This window comes from Leifsonia sp. McL0607 (assembly GCF_049993355.1).
Classification (GTDB): Bacteria; Actinomycetota; Actinomycetes; order Actinomycetales; family Microbacteriaceae; genus Leifsonia.
Genome location: NZ_CP188253.1, coordinates 3,705,307 through 3,720,800, shown reverse-complemented (window position 1 = coordinate 3,720,800; position 15,494 = coordinate 3,705,307). Strand labels below are relative to the sequence as shown.

At 69.4% G+C, this 15,494-nt stretch carries 14 protein-coding genes; 12 read left to right on the top strand and 2 right to left on the bottom strand.

Annotated elements, in window-relative coordinates; all coding sequences use genetic code 11:
* Positions 1 to 24 precede the first annotated feature (24 nt).
* Entirely contained in the window at positions 25 to 1,101 is a 1,077-nt protein-coding gene (locus ACPPVW_RS17850; protein WP_426626338.1) for a LysM peptidoglycan-binding domain-containing protein, read from the bottom strand.
* A 209-nt stretch (positions 1,102 to 1,310) separates the two neighbouring features.
* On the opposite strand from ACPPVW_RS17850, the gene ACPPVW_RS17845 reads away from it, so the two are divergent.
* Positions 1,311 to 1,652, top strand: a complete 342-nt coding sequence (locus ACPPVW_RS17845; protein ID WP_426624398.1) for an Rv2175c family DNA-binding protein — start codon at positions 1,311 to 1,313, stop codon at positions 1,650 to 1,652.
* Positions 1,653 to 1,682: 30 nt separating this feature from the next.
* On the opposite strand, the gene ACPPVW_RS17840 is transcribed toward ACPPVW_RS17845, so the two are convergent.
* Positions 1,683 to 2,801: a polyprenyl synthetase family protein gene (locus tag ACPPVW_RS17840; RefSeq protein WP_426624397.1), complete on the bottom strand. Its 1,119-nt coding sequence runs from the start codon at positions 2,799 to 2,801 to the stop codon at positions 1,683 to 1,685.
* 78 nt (positions 2,802 to 2,879) lie between these two features.
* Here ACPPVW_RS17840 and ACPPVW_RS17835 point away from each other — a divergent pair, with 78 nt between their 5' ends.
* From ACPPVW_RS17835 to ACPPVW_RS17785, 11 genes are all read left to right on the top strand, one after another.
* Positions 2,880 to 3,257: a DUF3040 domain-containing protein gene (locus ACPPVW_RS17835; RefSeq protein WP_426624396.1), complete on the top strand. Its 378-nt coding sequence runs from the start codon at positions 2,880 to 2,882 to the stop codon at positions 3,255 to 3,257.
* A 244-nt stretch (positions 3,258 to 3,501) separates the two neighbouring features.
* Positions 3,502 to 3,933, top strand: coding sequence for a division/cell wall cluster transcriptional repressor MraZ (gene mraZ, locus ACPPVW_RS17830; RefSeq protein WP_426624395.1), 432 nt, complete (start codon positions 3,502 to 3,504; stop codon positions 3,931 to 3,933).
* A 106-nt stretch (positions 3,934 to 4,039) separates the two neighbouring features.
* On the top strand, positions 4,040 to 4,990 hold the full coding sequence (gene rsmH / locus ACPPVW_RS17825; protein WP_426626337.1) for a 16S rRNA (cytosine(1402)-N(4))-methyltransferase RsmH: 951 nt from the start codon (positions 4,040 to 4,042) through the stop codon (positions 4,988 to 4,990).
* Positions 4,987 to 5,703 (top strand): hypothetical protein, encoded by a 717-nt coding sequence (locus tag ACPPVW_RS17820; RefSeq protein ID WP_426624394.1) that lies wholly within the window; start codon positions 4,987 to 4,989, stop codon positions 5,701 to 5,703. Before rsmH ends, ACPPVW_RS17820 begins: the two co-directional genes overlap by 4 nt.
* A gap of 40 nt (positions 5,704 to 5,743) precedes the next feature.
* Positions 5,744 to 7,486 (top strand): peptidoglycan D,D-transpeptidase FtsI family protein, encoded by a 1,743-nt coding sequence (locus ACPPVW_RS17815; protein ID WP_426624393.1) that lies wholly within the window; start codon positions 5,744 to 5,746, stop codon positions 7,484 to 7,486.
* Between the two features lie 43 nt (positions 7,487 to 7,529).
* A complete protein-coding gene (locus tag ACPPVW_RS17810) occupies positions 7,530 to 9,074 on the top strand; it encodes a Mur ligase family protein (protein ID WP_426624392.1) in 1,545 nt (514 codons plus the stop codon).
* Positions 9,074 to 10,507: a UDP-N-acetylmuramoyl-tripeptide--D-alanyl-D-alanine ligase gene (locus ACPPVW_RS17805; RefSeq protein ID WP_426624391.1), complete on the top strand. Its 1,434-nt coding sequence runs from the start codon at positions 9,074 to 9,076 to the stop codon at positions 10,505 to 10,507. Before ACPPVW_RS17810 ends, ACPPVW_RS17805 begins: the two co-directional genes overlap by 1 nt.
* Positions 10,504 to 11,616, top strand: coding sequence for a phospho-N-acetylmuramoyl-pentapeptide-transferase (gene mraY, locus ACPPVW_RS17800; protein ID WP_426624390.1), 1,113 nt, complete (start codon positions 10,504 to 10,506; stop codon positions 11,614 to 11,616). Before ACPPVW_RS17805 ends, mraY begins: the two co-directional genes overlap by 4 nt.
* Positions 11,613 to 13,157, top strand: a complete 1,545-nt coding sequence (gene murD / locus ACPPVW_RS17795) for a UDP-N-acetylmuramoyl-L-alanine--D-glutamate ligase (RefSeq protein ID WP_426624389.1) — start codon at positions 11,613 to 11,615, stop codon at positions 13,155 to 13,157. The genes mraY and murD overlap by 4 nt, the downstream gene beginning before the upstream one ends.
* Before the next feature lie 3 nt (positions 13,158 to 13,160).
* On the top strand, positions 13,161 to 14,372 hold the full coding sequence (locus ACPPVW_RS17790; RefSeq protein ID WP_426626336.1) for a peptidoglycan glycosyltransferase FtsW: 1,212 nt from the start codon (positions 13,161 to 13,163) through the stop codon (positions 14,370 to 14,372).
* On the top strand, positions 14,369 to 15,460 hold the full coding sequence (locus ACPPVW_RS17785) for a UDP-N-acetylglucosamine--N-acetylmuramyl-(pentapeptide) pyrophosphoryl-undecaprenol N-acetylglucosamine transferase (RefSeq protein WP_426624388.1): 1,092 nt from the start codon (positions 14,369 to 14,371) through the stop codon (positions 15,458 to 15,460). The genes ACPPVW_RS17790 and ACPPVW_RS17785 overlap by 4 nt, the downstream gene beginning before the upstream one ends.
* Positions 15,461 to 15,494: the final 34 nt, after the last annotated feature.

Here is a 15,494-nt window from a genome sequence, read left to right as displayed (position 1 = left end):
CGTGACCCTGCTGTGACCTTCGGGTCAACCGAGCTGAGCGAGCCATGCGCGCGCCGAGGTCTCCCACTTCGCATACGCGGTGGGGAATGCCGAGAGCTGAACGGTTTGGGCGGCCTGGGTGACGCTCATCGCCGACCAGTTCGGGATGTCGAGGAGCCCGCGCGTCCGGCCCTTGTTGGGGTTGTTCGCGCCTCCGTAGAACGCGAGCGTCGCCCGGGTCGGATCGAGCACCTGGTCGGGCGTGCCCCAGCCGGTGCTCGGCCGCTGCTGGAACAGTCCGAGCGAGTCGCGGTCGCCGTAGCGGACGTTCCGCAGGCCGGACTCCTGGGCGGCCGCCGCGAGAGCGACGACGATGCCCTGTGCAGGCACACCCTGCTGCCTCCCGATGCGGATGATCAGGGAGGCGTTGGCCCGCATCTCGTCGGTGAGGGCCACGACCTGTCCCGGCTGGACGGTCGGAGCGGGCGCGGGTGCCGGCGCGGTGACGACGGGGGCCGGGGCGACGACCGGCGTCGGCCTGTTGACCGCAGCGGTGGTGACGCCCGGGATGGCGATGCGCTGACCGGGGTAGATGACGCTCGAACTGCTGAGCCCGTTGGCGCTGAGGACGGCCGCCGTGCGCAGGCCGAACTTGGCCGCGATGCCGCTGATCGTGTCTCCGCGCACGACCGTGTACGTGGTCGCAGATGGCGCGGGCGCATGCGCTGGCGCCGGGACCGGCGCCGGTGTAGCCGCCCCGCCGAGGGCCAGCACCTGGCCGGGGAAGATCAGGCTCTTCCAGCTGAGCCCGTTGAGTGCGAGCACGGCTGCCGTCGAGAGCCCGAAGCGGGCGGCGATCGTCGAGACGGTGTCGCCGCTCTGCACGCGGTAGGTCGCCGGCGCTGCCGCAGCGTCGGTTTGCGCGGGGGAGGTCGAAGCAGCGGCCTGGCCGAGCGATCCTCGGATCGTGTCGACACCGCGGACGGTGTCGTGAGGACTCGTCGCGTCGCTCTTCTCCGGCGCGCGCTCGCGTTCGGCGTCGGCCGCCGCATGAGCGGGGGTGAGCAGGTTGAGCGTGACGGCGATGGAGCCGACCACGGCGATCGGGACGGTGCCCAGCATGCCGTGGGCGCGGCCGTGTGGCCGCGGCTTACGCTTCGTGCTCTCGATCGCAGACATGGTCGACCCCTCCGTGAGTGACAAAGCCGACCCCCACGCTGACACACCTTGAGTAAGGAGTCAACCAGTGAGGCGGATGTGAAAACAGTTAACACGACCGTAACATTCGCTTCGACTCGTGCTCGTCGCGCGGTCGTGGCAGGCTTGTTCTTGTGAACGAGCAGGTCCTGGCCACCGAGTGGCTCACCATCCCCGACCTCGTGGAGCAGCTGGGACTCGGTGTCAGCCGGGTGCGCCGGCTCATCGAGGACCGTCACCTCGCGGCGAAGCGCATCGACGGCGTCGTCAAAGTCCCCGCCGTCTTCCTTCGCGACGGCGAGCCCCTCAGCGAACTCCGCGGCACGCTCATCGTGCTCTCCGATAACGGCTTCCACGACGAGGAGGCCGTCGACTGGCTGCTGTCCGACGACGAGAGTCTCGGCACTACGCCGATCGGTGCGCTGCGCGCAGGCCGCAAGGCCGAGGTGCGGAGGGTCGCGCAGGCCCTGGCCTGACCGCCTTCAGACGGCGCCGTCCGCACCGCCTCAGTACGAGCGTCGCGTGACCGTGACCGCGAGGTCGCGGAGCTGCGCACGGGCACCCGTGCCCAGCTGTGCGCCGTCGAGGGCCTCGATCGCGCGCTCGACGTTGTCGGCGATCATCCTCTCGACCTTCTCGACGGCGCCAGACTCCCGGATGGTCATCTGCAGCGTCTCTATCTGTTGGGGAGTCAGGTCGGGGTCGCCGAGCAGTTCGTCGAGCGTCGCGCGTGCCCCGGCAGGCACGGCCTGTCGGGTGAGGGCGATCAGGACCGTGCGCTTGCCCTCGCGCAGATCGTCGCCGCTCGGTTTGCCGGTGACCTCCGCATCGCCGAAGACGCCGAGGAGGTCGTCGCGCAGCTGGTATGCGATGCCGAGCGGGAGTCCGAACCGGCGGAGGGCATCGAGCTGCCCGACGGTCGCGCCCGCGAGGCCGGCGCCGATCAGGAGGGGTGACTCGATGGAGTATTTGGCCGACTTGTAGACGATCACGCGTTCGGCGCGGGCGAGCTGATCCGCGTCGGGTCTGCCCGCCCAGCCGATCTCCTCGAAGATGTCGAGGTACTGGCCGGCGGTGACGTCCAGGCGCATCCGGTTGAACTCCGTGCGGGCCGAACGGCGGGCCGAGGCGCTCACCGTCTGGGTGAGGCCTTCATCGAAGAGCTCGTCGCTCAGGATGAGGAGGTAGTCGCCCAGCAGCGTCGCGGCGCCCGTTCCGAACGAGGCGCCGGACCCCTGCCAGCCCTCCTGCTCGTGCAGGTGCTCGAAGCGCCGGTGAGCCGACGGCTTTCCGCGGCGCGTGTCGGAGTTGTCGATGAGGTCGTCGTGCACCAGAGCGGCGGCATGGAACAGCTCGAGCGCCGCGGCGACGGAGACGACGGCGTCCAGGGGGCCGCCGGCCGTCACCGAGCCGTCGTCGGACTCGTCTCCCATCGTGCGGACCGCCTGCCAGCCCCAAAAGCAGAAGAGGGCGCGGAAGCGCTTGCCGCCGCTGAGAAAATCCCTCGAAAAAGCCGCGATCGGGGCGAGTTCGTCGGCGATGGAGACGAGAATGGATTCACGGGCATCGAAGAATCCATCGATTCTTGACTGGATGAGGTCGACGAATCGAATGCTTTCGGACACACGTATAGCCTAGTCAGAGTCGTGCGGCTACAATCGGCCACACAACGCCTAGAACCCGCAAGAAAGAGGGGGATCCGGATGCCGCTTTCAGAACATGAGCAGCGCCTCCTCGAAGAGATGGAACGCAGCCTCTATCAGAACGACGCGGATTTCGTCGCGAAAGTCGGAGGCAAGCGGGCGCGACCCGCCTACCGCTCGATCGTCCTCGGCGTGCTCCTCGCCGTCGTCGGTATCGCCGTGCTGGTGATCGGCGTCTTCGTGCAGCTGCCGATCGTCGGAATCCTCGGCTTCGTGGTGATGTTCGCCGGCGTCCTGCTGGCCATCGCCCCGGGCAAACGCGTCGCGATCGATCCCGATTCCGCAGCCGGCAAGGCGGGCAAGCCGACACGCGGGCAGCCCGGTTTCATGGACCGTATGAACGACCGCTGGGACAAGCGGCAGGACGGGCAGGGCTAGACCCTCCGCCGAGAAACCAGCAACTCAGTGGGGCCGATCTTCGGATCGGCCCTTTTTCGCGCGCCCAGCGCTCCCCTTCCGCGTCCTCGTGTGCTCCATTTCCCTCCACTGGGTTTTGCCGCGTATTGACGGGGTTTAACGCGCCTAAACCGGGAAAAATCTCGATGGTGCTGAATTTGTGGATGAGAGTGGAGTAAAGTGGAGGCACACCGCAACCGTGGCCGGGAGAGTGGGGGTGGTACCGATGTTCCTCGGCACCTATGCCCCGAAACTGGACGAGAAGGGGCGCATCATCCTGCCGGCCAAGTTCCGGGATGAGCTCGCGTCCGGCCTCGTCCTGACCCGCGGTCAGGAGCACTGCATCTACGTCTTCTCGCAGCGGGAGTTCGAGTCCCTCCACGAGAAGATCCGGCAGGCGCCGGTGACCAGTAAGCAGGCCAGGGACTATCTGCGCGTCTTCCTGTCGGGGGCGAGCGCGGAGGTGCCCGACAAGCAGAACCGGGTCAGCATCCCGACTCCGTTGCGGTCGTATGCGGGTCTCGACAGAGACCTGGTCGTGATCGGCGCGGGCAGCCGCGCCGAGATCTGGGACGCGCGCGGCTGGGAGACCTACCTCGCCGAGCAGGAGGCAGCATTCGCGAATACAGAGGAGGAGGTGATCCCGGGACTGTTCTAGCGCCTGGCGCCGGACTCCCAGCCATACGCCCTGACACCACTTCCCCGGTGGCAGGTCGGAATGGATGGGGATCCGGATCCAGGGGCCGATCCTCCCGGGTGCGGACATGACGGACGAGATCCACACCCCCGTACTGCTGGAACGCTGCATCGAGCTCCTCGGCCCCGCCCTGGCGAAGCCTGGCGCGGTCTTCGTCGACGCCACGCTCGGCATGGGAGGCCACTCGGCCGGTGTCCTGGAGCGCTTCCCCGACGCGGTGCTCGTCGGCCTCGACCGCGATCCGGAGGCCCTCGCCATCGCAGGCGCCCGCCTGGAGCGGTTCGGCGACCGCGTCCACCTGGTGCACACGGTCTACGACGGCATCCGCGACGCCCTCGACGGGCTCGGCATCGACTGGATCGACGGCGTGCTCTTCGACCTCGGCGTGTCGTCGCTGCAGCTCGACCGCGTCGAGCGCGGCTTCTCCTACTCGAAGGACGCGCCGCTCGACATGCGGATGGACGGCACGAGCGAGCTGACGGCCGAGGTCGTTCTCGCGACGTACTCCGAGGCCGATCTGCGCCGCATCTTCCGCGACTACGGCGAAGAGAAGTTGGCCGCGCGCTACGCGCGGCGCATCGTCGAGGAACGGGAGTCGACGCCGATCGTGCGCTCGGGCCAGCTGGTGGAGATCCTCCAGAAGGCGACTCCGGTCGCCGTGCAGCGTCAGGGTCACCCGGCCAAGCGCGTGTTCCAGGCGCTGCGCATCGAGGTGAACCAGGAGCTGGCGGTGCTGGAGCGCGCCATCCCCGCCGCGATCGACGCGCTGGCGGTGGGCGGCCGCATCGTCGTGGAGTCCTACCAGTCGCTGGAGGACCGCATCGTCAAGCGCGAGCTCCAGACCAGATCGCGCTCCAGCGCACCTGTGGGGCTCCCCGTCGAACTGCCGGAGCACCGGCCCGAACTGAAGCTCCTGATCCGCGGAGCGGAACTGGCCGACGACGACGAGAAGGCCCGAAATCCGAGGGCGACACCCGTTCGCCTGCGCGCGGCCGAACGAGTGAGGAGGGGCTCGTGAGCAGCAACCATCTGGGGGCGGGCGTCCGGCGGCGTCCGACGATGACCTGGCACGCCCCGGCGTCCACCGCTGCGACCGCGACCACGCTGGAGGAGCCGGCGCTCGAGCGGCCGCAGCGGCCGGAACGCGAGCGCCGCACGCACCTCGAGGTCGTCTCCACCCGCAGTCAGCGGAGGGCCCGCCCCCGCACGCTCTACGCGATCACGGCGATATCGGCCCTGCTCGTCATCGTGGTGGCGCAGCTGCTCCTGAGCATCGGCGTGTCGCAGGGGGCATACCAGCTGAGCTCCCTGCAGACCAAGCAGACGGAGCTGCAGCGCAGCTATCAGGCCGCCTCCGAAGATCTCAACCGGCTGACGTCGCCGCAGAACCTGGCGGCCAATGCGAACGCGCTCGGCATGGTCAGCAACAGCAACCCCGCCTACCTGCGGCTCTCCGACGGTGCGGTCCTCGGCGCGCCGGTCGCGGCGAACGGGGCCGCCGGCACCGTGACGGGAGGCCAGGGAAACCTGGTGCCGAACTCGCAGCTGAACGGCGTCCCGCTGGTGGCGGGCCCGGGTGCGGCCGGCCCGGGTGCGGCCGGTCAGGCCCAGGCCGCGCAGAGGCAGACAACTCAAGCTGGGAGTTCCGCAAGCACGGGAGCGGCGTCCACGACTCCCGCGAAGCCGTCCGTACCGTTGCAGGGAGCGTTGCCGACACCGGTGACGCACTGAAACGGACACTGACACGGACAGCGGACGGGACGGGCCCTCCATGCTCAACAGGAAGATGCTGCGGCGGCGGACGGCGCTGACCGTCGTGGCCGGCGCGGCGTTCGTCGCCATCCTCGGAGGCAAGCTCGTCGACATCCAGGTGGTCCGTGCGGACGACCTGCAACGGGCGTCGGTGAACGCCAAGGAGGACTCGACGGTCCTGTACGGCAACCGCGGCGACATCGTCGACGCGAGCGGCAAGGTCCTGGCGACGACGATCTACACCTATACGGCGCAGGCTTCGCCGTCGGACGCGATCGCGGGTGGCCGCGACAAGATGGTGGAGGCCGCGGCGAAGATCGGCGCCATCACCGGTCAGGGCGGCGATGCGGTCGTGAAGATGTTCGACGACGCGCTCAAGGAGAACGCCAAGTCGAAGTACGTCCTGATCAAGTCCGGCATGGACGTGACCGTCTTCGACAAGCTCGCCAAACTCCCGTACCCGTGGCTCACCTTCAGCAAGGCCCAGGCGCGCAGCTATCCGAACGGAGCGGTGGCCGGCAACCTGATCGGCTATGTCTCGCAGGCGGGCAACGGCGGTCTGGAGGACAGCGAGAACGGCTGCCTCGCGGGCGAGAACGGCGTCGAGACCTACCAGCGCGGCGCCGACGGCGTCGCCATCCCCGGCAGCACGGTCGTGCAGCAGAAGGCCAAGGACGGCGGCACTCTGGAACTCACCATCGACAGCGACCTCCAGTGGTTCGCCGAGCAGACCCTCGCCCAGCAGGTGGCCGCGACCGGCTCGAAGTTCGGCTACGTGACGGTGGCGGATGCCAAGACCGGCAAGGTCAAGGCGATCGCGCAGTGGCCCGCCCTCGACCCGAACAACATCGACGCGACCGATCCGTCGTTCTGGAGGCTCCAGACCCTGACCGACCCGCGCGAGCCGGGATCGACGTTCAAGGCGCTCACGGCCGCCATGCTCATCGACCAGGGCAAGGCGGACCCCACCAGCCAGGTGCTCGCACCCTATGCGTGGAAGTCCGGCAATGGCGCGGACCTCCACGACTCGGGATACCACAACCCGCTGCGGCTCACTCTGACCGGCGTGCTGATGATGTCGTCCAACACCGGCATGTCCCAGCTCGGCCAGCGGCTGAGCGATCAGACCCGCTACGACTACCTCAAGAAGTTCGGGATCGGCGAGCACACCGGGCTTCCGTATCCCAACGAGTCCTCCGGTCAGCTGAACCCGGTCAAGGACTGGGACGACCAGACCAAGTACGCGACCATGTTCGGCCAGGGCGTGTCGGCGACCCAGCTGCAGATGGTGAGCGCGTACCAGGCGCTCGCCAACGGCGGCACCCGCATCCCGTTGACGTTGGTCGAGGGATGCAAGCAGGCGGATGGCACGGTGACCGACGTTCCGAAGCCCACGCCGGTGAGCGTCGTCTCGGCCGACGCCGCCCACACGACGCTCAGCATGATGGAGTCGGTGACCACCAAGGGCGAGCTCGCGAAGCAGCTGCAGATCCCCGGCTACCGCGTCGCGGCGAAGACCGGAACGGCTCAGCAGTCGGACGGCAAGGGCGGCTATCTGCCGTCGTTCTACGTCTCCGTCATGGGTGTCGCGCCGGTGGACGACCCCCAGTACGTCGTTTCGGTCAACCTCGGGTTCCCGACTACCATTACTTCGTCGGCAGCCGCCGCTCCGCTGTTCCACACGATCATGAGCCAGGTGCTGAAGACCTACCGGGTGAAGCCCTCGACGTCGAGCCCGGCCGACTACCCGCCGTATTACTAAACACGGTCTTCGAAGCAATGCCCGTCTATTGAAAGTGAGCCCCGTGACAGGACCGGCGCCCTCCTCTTTGCGCCCCGAGCATCCCGTCGCCCGCCCGCTCGCCCAGCTGGTCGCGGAGTTCGGGCTGGACGTGCGAGGTGATCTCGACGCCGTCGAGGTCACCGGCGCCGCCCTCGCGAGCTCGGCGGTCGAGCCTGGCGACCTCTACGTCGGGGTGCCGGGCAAGAACGCGCACGGCGCGAGCTTCGCCGCAGCCGCGGCCGAGGCGGGGGCCGTCGCGGTCCTCACGGACGAGGCCGGTGCACAGTTCGCCGCCGACTCCGGCCTCCCGGTCATCGTCACGCCCGAACCGCGCGCTGCCCTCGGCGCCGTCGCCGCCTGGATCTACCGCACCGACGAGAACGCGGCGACCCTGTTCGGCGTCACCGGCACGAACGGCAAGACCAGCGTCGTCTACCTGCTCTACGCGATCCTCGGCCAGCTCGGCGTCGTCGCCGGGCTGTCGTCCACGGCAGAGCGCCGCATCGGCGAGCACGCGATCACGAGTAAGCTCACCACGCCGGAGGCCAGCGAGCTGCACGCCCTGCTGGCGCGCATGCGCGAAGAGGGCGTCCGCGCCGTCGCGCTCGAGGTCTCCGCTCAGGCGTTGAGTCGCCACCGCGTCGACGGCATCGAGTTCGACGTCGTCGGCTTCACCAACCTCAGCCACGACCATCTCGACGACTACCCGGCGATGGACGACTACTTCGCCGCCAAGCTCGAGCTGTTTCAGCCCGACCGCGCACGCCGCGGGGTCGTCACCGTCGACTCCGAGTGGGGCCGGGCACTCGTCGAGCAGTCGCGCATCCCGGTGTCAACGCTCGCCGGCGTGCCGGGCGTCGATGCCGACTGGAGGCTCACGATCCTCGAGGAGACGCTCGCGGAGACCGTTTTCGAGTTGGCCGGCCCCGACGGGAGGCGTCTCGAGACCCGGGTGCCCCTGCTCGGGGCCTACAACGCCGCCAACGCGGCTCTTGCGATCGTGATGCTCGTGGAGTCCGGCTACGACCTCGACGCCATCGGCGCCGCCCTGGATCGCGACGGCGGCATCGACGCGTACGTGCCCGGCCGCACCGAGCGGCTCTCGGGCGAGCGGGGGCCGGTCGTCTTCATCGACTACGGGCACACGCCCGACGCTTTCCGGGCGCTCCTCGGCGCGCTGCGCCGGGTCGCCGAGGGCCGGATCGTCATGGTCTTCGGCGCCGACGGAGACCGCGACACCACCAAGCGCGCCGACATGGGCGCGATCGCCGCGCGCGGCGCCGACGCGGTCGTCATCACCGACTTCCACTCGCGCTCGGAGGACCCGGCCGCTATCCGCGCCGCCCTCCTCGATGGTGCGCGTGCCGCCGTGCCCGACGCCGAGCTCTACGAGGTGGCGGATCCGCGTGCCGCGTTCCGCGCCGCGCTCGCGCTCGCGGGCGAAGGCGACGTCGTGCTGTACGCGGGCCCCGGTCACGAGGACTACCAGGAGGTCGCCGGCCAGCGCCTCCCGTACTCGGCCCGCGACGACGCACGGCTGGCGCTGCGAGAGGCCGGGTGGCTGTAGTGATCGCCCTCACCCTCGCCGAGGTCGCCGCCGCGACCCGCGGCACCCTGCTGCTCGACGGCACGACCGCCACACCCGAGACGGTGGTCGACGGCCACTCGACCACCGACTCGCGGGAGGTCGTGCCCGGCACGATCTTCTTCGCCAAGCCGGGAGAGGTGACCGACGGCCACCTCTTCGCTCCGCAGGCCGTCGAGGCTGGTGCGTCGCTCCTCGTCGTGGACCGCGCGCTGGACCTCCCGGTGCCGCAGCTGCTCGTGCCCGACACCGTGGTCGCCCTCGGCGACCTCGCCACGGAAGTCATCGCGCGGGTGCGCGCGCTCGGCACGCTGAAGATCGTCGGCGTCACCGGCTCCAACGGCAAGACGACCACCAAGAACCTGCTGCGAGCGATCCTCGAGCAGCTCGGCCCGACCATCGCCCCTCGAGCGTCGTTCAACAACGAGGTCGGCGCCCCCATCACGATGCTCGAGGTCACCGAGGAGACGCAATACCTCGTCGCAGAAATGGGTGCGAGCGGCATCGGCGAGATCGCCCGCCTGGTGCGCATGGCGCGTCCCGACATCGGGATCGTCCTCAAGGTCGGACTGGCGCACGCCGGCGAGTTCGGCGGCATCGAGAAGACGCTCGCGGCCAAGACCGAGATGGTCAGCGACCTGCTGGAGTCCGACGTCGCGGTGCTCAACCTCGACGACCCGCGCGTCGCCTCGATGGCAGACAAGACCGCAGCGCGCGTGCTGTGGTTCGGTCTCGACGACCGCGCGGCCGTCCGCGCGACCGACGTCCGGTCGACGGCCCGCGGCACGGCGTTCACGCTGCATCTGCCGCCGGCCGACGGGGGAGAGGGCGCAGGCGAGTCCCGCCCGGTGCAGTTCCGGGTCCTCGGCGAGCACCACGTGATGAACGCCCTGGCGGCGGCCGCCGCCGCACACACCCTCGGCGTCGCCATCGACACGATCGTCGCTGGGCTCGAGACGGTCCAGCGCGCCGAGCGCTGGCGCATGGAGGTGCTGGGCGGCGCCCGCGGTGTCACCGTCATCAACGACGCGTACAACGCGAGCCCCGACTCCATGGCTGCGGCCATCAAGACACTGGCGCAGATCACCGAGCCGGGGGAGCGGACCGTCGCCGTCCTCGGCGAGATGAGCGAGCTGGGCGAGTTCTCCGGCGAGGAGCACGACCGCATCGGTCTGCTCGCCGTCCGTCTCGGGATCGATCAGCTCGTGATCGTCGGACCGTCCGCCCGCCGCATGCACATCACCGCCATCAACGAGGGATCGTGGGACGGCGAGTCGCTGTTCTTCGAGACCCAGGACGCGGCGTTCGACCATCTGTCCTCGACGCTGCGCGCCGGTGACACCGTGCTCGTCAAGTCGTCCAACTCCGTGGGGCTACGGTTCCTCGGCGATCGACTGGGAGACTTCTTCTCGTGAGAGCCCTTCTGACCTCCGGCGCGCTGTCGATGGCGTTCACGCTGTTCCTCACTCCGCTGTTCATCCGGCTCTTCCGCCGCCTCCAATGGGGACAGTTCATCCGCGACGACGGTCCGCAGAGCCACCACGCCAAGCGCGGCACGGCGACGATGGGCGGCATCGTCGTCATCCTGGGAACGCTGTTCGGCTACTTCACGGCGCTCCTGCTCACCGGCGATGAGACCAGCGTCTCCGCCCTTCTCGTCCTGTTCCTGATGGTGGGTCTGGGTGTCGTAGGCTTCGTCGACGACTTCCTCAAGACCCGCAGGGAGCGCAGCCTCGGCCTCACCGGCTGGGCGAAGGTCGCCGGCCAGGTGGTCGTGGCCACGGTGTGGGCGTTCCTCGCCGTCAGGTTCCCCGACGAGCGCGGGTACACGCCGGCGACCATGAGCGTCTCGTTCATCCGCGACCTGCCCATCGACTTCGGCTCGATCACGAAGTTCGGGGTGATCGGCGTCCTGGTCGGCTACGGGCTCTACTTGATCTGGATCAACTTCATCGTCGCGGCGACCTCCAACGGGGTAAACGTCACCGACGGCCTCGACGGTCTCGCCTCCGGCGCGAGCATCCTGGCGATCGGCGCCTACATAATCATCGGGTTCTGGCAGTCCATCCAGTCGTGCGCCAGCCCCAACCTGAACCCCGAGAACATCGCCAAGTGCTACGACGTGCGCGATCCGTTCGACCTCGCGATCGTCGCGACGGCGATCGTCGGAGCGGTGGTCGGCTTCCTCTGGTGGAACACCTCGCCGGCGCAGATCTTCCTCGGAGACACCGGTTCACTCGCCCTCGGTGGCGCGGTCGCGGCGCTCGCGATCCTCAGCCGCACCGAGCTCCTGCTCGTCCTCATCGGCGGCCTGTTCGTCATCGAGGCCGGGTCGGTGATCGTCCAGCGCGCCTACTTCAAGCTCACGCACGGCAGACGCATCTTCCTGATGAGTCCCATCCATCATCATTTCGAGTTGAAAGGCTGGGCGGAGATCACGGTCGTCGTGCGCTTCTGGATCATCGGCGGCCTCCTCGTCGCCGCGGGCGTCGGCTCGTTCTACCTCGAGTGGCTCGCGACATGACGTCGGCGAGCGAACGCCTCACGGCCCTCACCAGCTGGCATCACGACTGGCGCGGCTTGCGGGTCGCCGTCTTCGGTCTCGGCGTCACGGGCTTCTCGGTGGCCGACACCCTTGCCGAGCTCGGGGCAGACGTCCTCGTGGTGGCGTCGCGCGCCGACGCCGAGCGCGCGATGCTGTTGGAGGTCATCGGCGCCGAGTTGCTCGAGCAGCCCGACCTGAGCGCGCCTCCCGCGCGGCTGATCGAGTTCGCACCCGAGCTCGTTGTCGTCTCTCCGGGATTCCACTGGGATCACCCGCTCCTGCTCTGGGCCGAGCGGGAGGGTGTCGCGGTCTGGGGCGACATCGAACTCGCCTGGCGCCTGCGCGACAAGGTCACCGGGCCGGACGGCAGCCCGGCCGACTGGATCTGCGTCACGGGCACCAACGGCAAGACGACCACGGTGCAGCTGACGGCCACGATGCTGCTCGCCGGAGGCTCCCGTGTCGCCCCGTGCGGCAACATCGGCGTGCCGGTGCTCGACGCCATCCGCGACCCGCAGGGCTTCGACGTGCTCGTCGTCGAGTTGTCCAGCTACCAGCTGCACTGGGTGAACCGCAATCGCGGCGGCGAGCTCTCGCCGCATTCCGCGGCCTGCCTGAACATCGCGGACGACCACCTCGACTGGCACGGCTCCCTCGAGGCCTACGTCGCCGCGAAGGCGAAGGTCTACGACAACGCCCAGGTCGCGTGCGTCTACAACCGCGCGGATCTCACGACGCTGCGCATGGTCGAGGAGGCGGAGGTCGTCGAGGGCGCCCGCGCCATCGGCTTCGGCCTCGACGTGCCTGGTCTGAGCGACTTCGGCATCGTCGACGGCATCCTGTGCGACCGCGCCTTCCTCGAAGACCGGCGCAACAGCGCCATCGAGCTCACCACGCTCGACGAGCTGGCGGAGGCCGGATTGGCCGCGCCGCACGTCGTGGCGAACATCCTCGCCGCCAGCGCGCTCGCGCGCTCCTACGGGGTCGAGCCGCAGGTCATCCGCGATGTGCTCACGGCGTTCCGGCTCGATGCCCACCGCATCGAGCTGGTGCGCGTGGAGGCGGGCGTCAACTGGGTGGACGACTCCAAGGCCACCAACCCGCACGCGGCGGACGCGTCGCTGCGTGCGTACCCCTCTGTCGTGTGGGTCGTCGGCGGCCTGCTGAAGGGTGTCGACGTCGAGCAGCTCGTGGCGGCGCACGCCGGCCGGCTGCGCGGCGCTGTACTGATCGGTGTCGACCGATCCGCCCTGCTCGCGGCATTCGAGCGACACGCCCCCGGGCTGCCGGTGCTGGAGGTGGACGCCGACGAGACTGAGGGGGTCATGCCGATGGCGGTGCGGCTGGCCGGCGGTCTCGCCCGCGAGGGTGACACCGTACTGCTCGCGCCGGCGGCGGCGTCGATGGATCAGTTCGCCGACTATGCAGAACGCGGCCGTCTGTTCCAGGCGGCCGTCAACGAGTTTTTTGGAGGTGACGCGGATGACGACCGCTCCGCCTCGCCTCCGCCCGTCCCCTGACGAATCTGGCGACGGGCCCGAGTCCCGCACCGGCGCCCTGGCGGCGCGAATCTCGCTGGGCCGCGCCATGAACAGCGAGTCTGCCGACTACTTCCTGCTGCTCGGCATCACCCTGTTCATGGTGGTCTTCGGACTCGTGATGGTGCTCTCGTCGTCGTCCGTCGAGTCGCACAACGACACCGACACTTCTTCTCCCGGTTCTGGTCGCAGGGGGCGTACACGCTGGTCGGCCTCCCGCTGATGTTCCTCGTCTCGCGCATCCCGATGACGTTCTGGAAGCGCTCGATCTGGTTCATCCTCGGGGCGGCGTGCTTCGTGCAACTGCTGGTGCTGCTCACGCCGCTCGGCGTCGAGATCGGCGGCAACCGCAACTGGATCCGCATCGGCGGCTTCGTCGGGCAGCCGTCGGAGGCCATCAAACTCGCTCTGGTGGTCTGGCTCGGGGTCGTGCTGGCTCGCAAGCAGGACCTGATCGACGACTGGCGTCACCTGGCGCTGCCGATCCTGCCGATCGCGGGAGGCGCCATCGGCCTGGTCGTGCTCGGCGGCGACCTCGGCACGACCATCGTCATGGCGGCCTTCGTGCTCGGGGGCCTGTACTTCGCCGGCGTCCGGCTGCGCTATCTCGTCGCCGGGCTGGCGGGGGTCGTCGTCGTCGCCATGTTCGTGGCCATGTCGAGCGCCAGCCGGATGGGGCGCATCGCGGCGCTCTTCGGGGGCACGAGCGCCGCGAATCCCGACGTCAACTGGCAGATCGACAACGGCTTCTACGCCCTCGCCTCCGGTGGCGTGTTCGGCGTGGGCCTCGGCAACTCGCACTCGAAGTGGTCATGGCTGCCCGCCGCAGACACGGACTTCATCTTCGCGATCATCGGAGAGGAGCTCGGCCTCATCGGGGCGGTCGTGGTGCTCCTGCTGTTCGTGATGCTCGCGATCGTGTTCCTGCGCATCATCCACTCCTCGACCGACGCCTTCCCGCGCGTCACGACCGCGGCCATCATGGTGTGGCTCATCTTCCAGGCGTTCGTGAACATGGCTGTCGTGCTGGGTGTCATCCCGGTGCTCGGCGTCCCGCTCCCACTGATCTCTGCGGGAGGGACTGCGATGATCAGTTCCATGATCGCAATCGGCATCGTGCTGTCCTTCGCCCGCCAGAACGCACGCGACGCTCGTCGCGCCAAGGGTTCCGCCGTCCGCTCCGGGTCCGCCGCGTGAGCCGCTACCTCCTCGCCGGCGGGGGGACCGCCGGCCACGTCAACCCGCTGCTCGCCGTAGCGGACCGGCTGCTGCGTGACGACGTGTCGGCGGAGGTCGTCGTGCTGGGCACGAAGGAGGGGCTGGAGTCCCGGCTGGTGCCTGCCCGCGGCTACGAGCTCGCGACCATCCCCAAGCTGCCGTTCCCGCGTCGCCCGAACGGCGCGGCGCTGCGGTTCCCCGGCGAGTACGGGCGCGCGGTCCGCTCGGTGACCGACCTGATCCGCGCCCGCGGCATCGACGTGGTGGTCGGGTTCGGAGGCTACGCCGCCGCACCCGCGTACTCGGCCGCCCGCAGCGCGAAGGTGCCGTACGCCCTGCACGAGGCGAACGCCCGGCCGGGCCTGGCGAACCGCCTCGGCGCGCGTTCTACGCCGTGGGTCGGCGTCGCTTTCGACGGCACGAGGCTCCCGCACGCGCACTTCGTCGGCATGCCGCTCCGGCGCGAGATCGAGGAGCTCGATCGTGCGGCCGCCCGCCCGGCCGCGCTGGCCGAGTTCGGGCTCGCGGACGATCGCCCGACCCTCCTCGTCACGGGTGGTTCGCTCGGCGCTCGACGTCTCAACGGAACCATCGCCGGACGCGCCGGGCAGCTGACGGCCGCCGGCTGGCAGGTCCTCCACATCCAGGGCGGCCGCGGTGAGCTGAGCGACCCCGGCATCGAGCACTACCGGCTCCTCGACTACTGCGACCGCATGGACCTCGCGTTCGCACTGACCGATTTCGCGGTCGCGCGGGCCGGCGCCGCGACCGTGTGCGAGTTCGCCGCCCTCGGCATCCCCGCGGTGTACGTGCCGTTCCCAATCGGCAACGGCGAGCAGCGCTTCAATGCGGCCGGCGTGGTGGAGGCGGGAGGCGGCATCCTGGTGGATGACGCGGAGTTCCTCCCGTCCTGGGTCGACGGACGCCTGCTGCCGTTGCTGGCCGATCGGTCCGCGGTCGGCGAGATGGCCCGCAAGGCCGCGATCACGGGCGTGCGCGACGGCTCGGACCGGATGGTCGCCCTGATCCGGAGCGCCGTGAACCGGAGCGCCCTGGCCGAATCCTGAGGTTCGCCGCGTAGCCTGTACCCTGTCAATTCGA

What these genes read in the sequence shown, in the direction of transcription:
- ACPPVW_RS17850 (WP_426626338.1), bottom strand. Translation starts at nt 1,101, where the DNA reads ATGCTGGGCACCGTCCCGATCGCCGTGGTCGGCTCCATCGCCGTCACG.
- ACPPVW_RS17835 (WP_426624396.1), top strand. Translation starts at nt 2,880, where the DNA reads ATGCCGCTTTCAGAACATGAGCAGCGCCTCCTCGAAGAGATGGAACGC.
- mraZ (WP_426624395.1), top strand. Translation starts at nt 3,502, where the DNA reads ATGTTCCTCGGCACCTATGCCCCGAAACTGGACGAGAAGGGGCGCATC.
- rsmH (WP_426626337.1), top strand. Translation starts at nt 4,040, where the DNA reads ATGACGGACGAGATCCACACCCCCGTACTGCTGGAACGCTGCATCGAG.
- ACPPVW_RS17815 (WP_426624393.1), top strand. Translation starts at nt 5,744, where the DNA reads ATGCTCAACAGGAAGATGCTGCGGCGGCGGACGGCGCTGACCGTCGTG.
- murD (WP_426624389.1), top strand. Translation starts at nt 11,613, where the DNA reads ATGACGTCGGCGAGCGAACGCCTCACGGCCCTCACCAGCTGGCATCAC.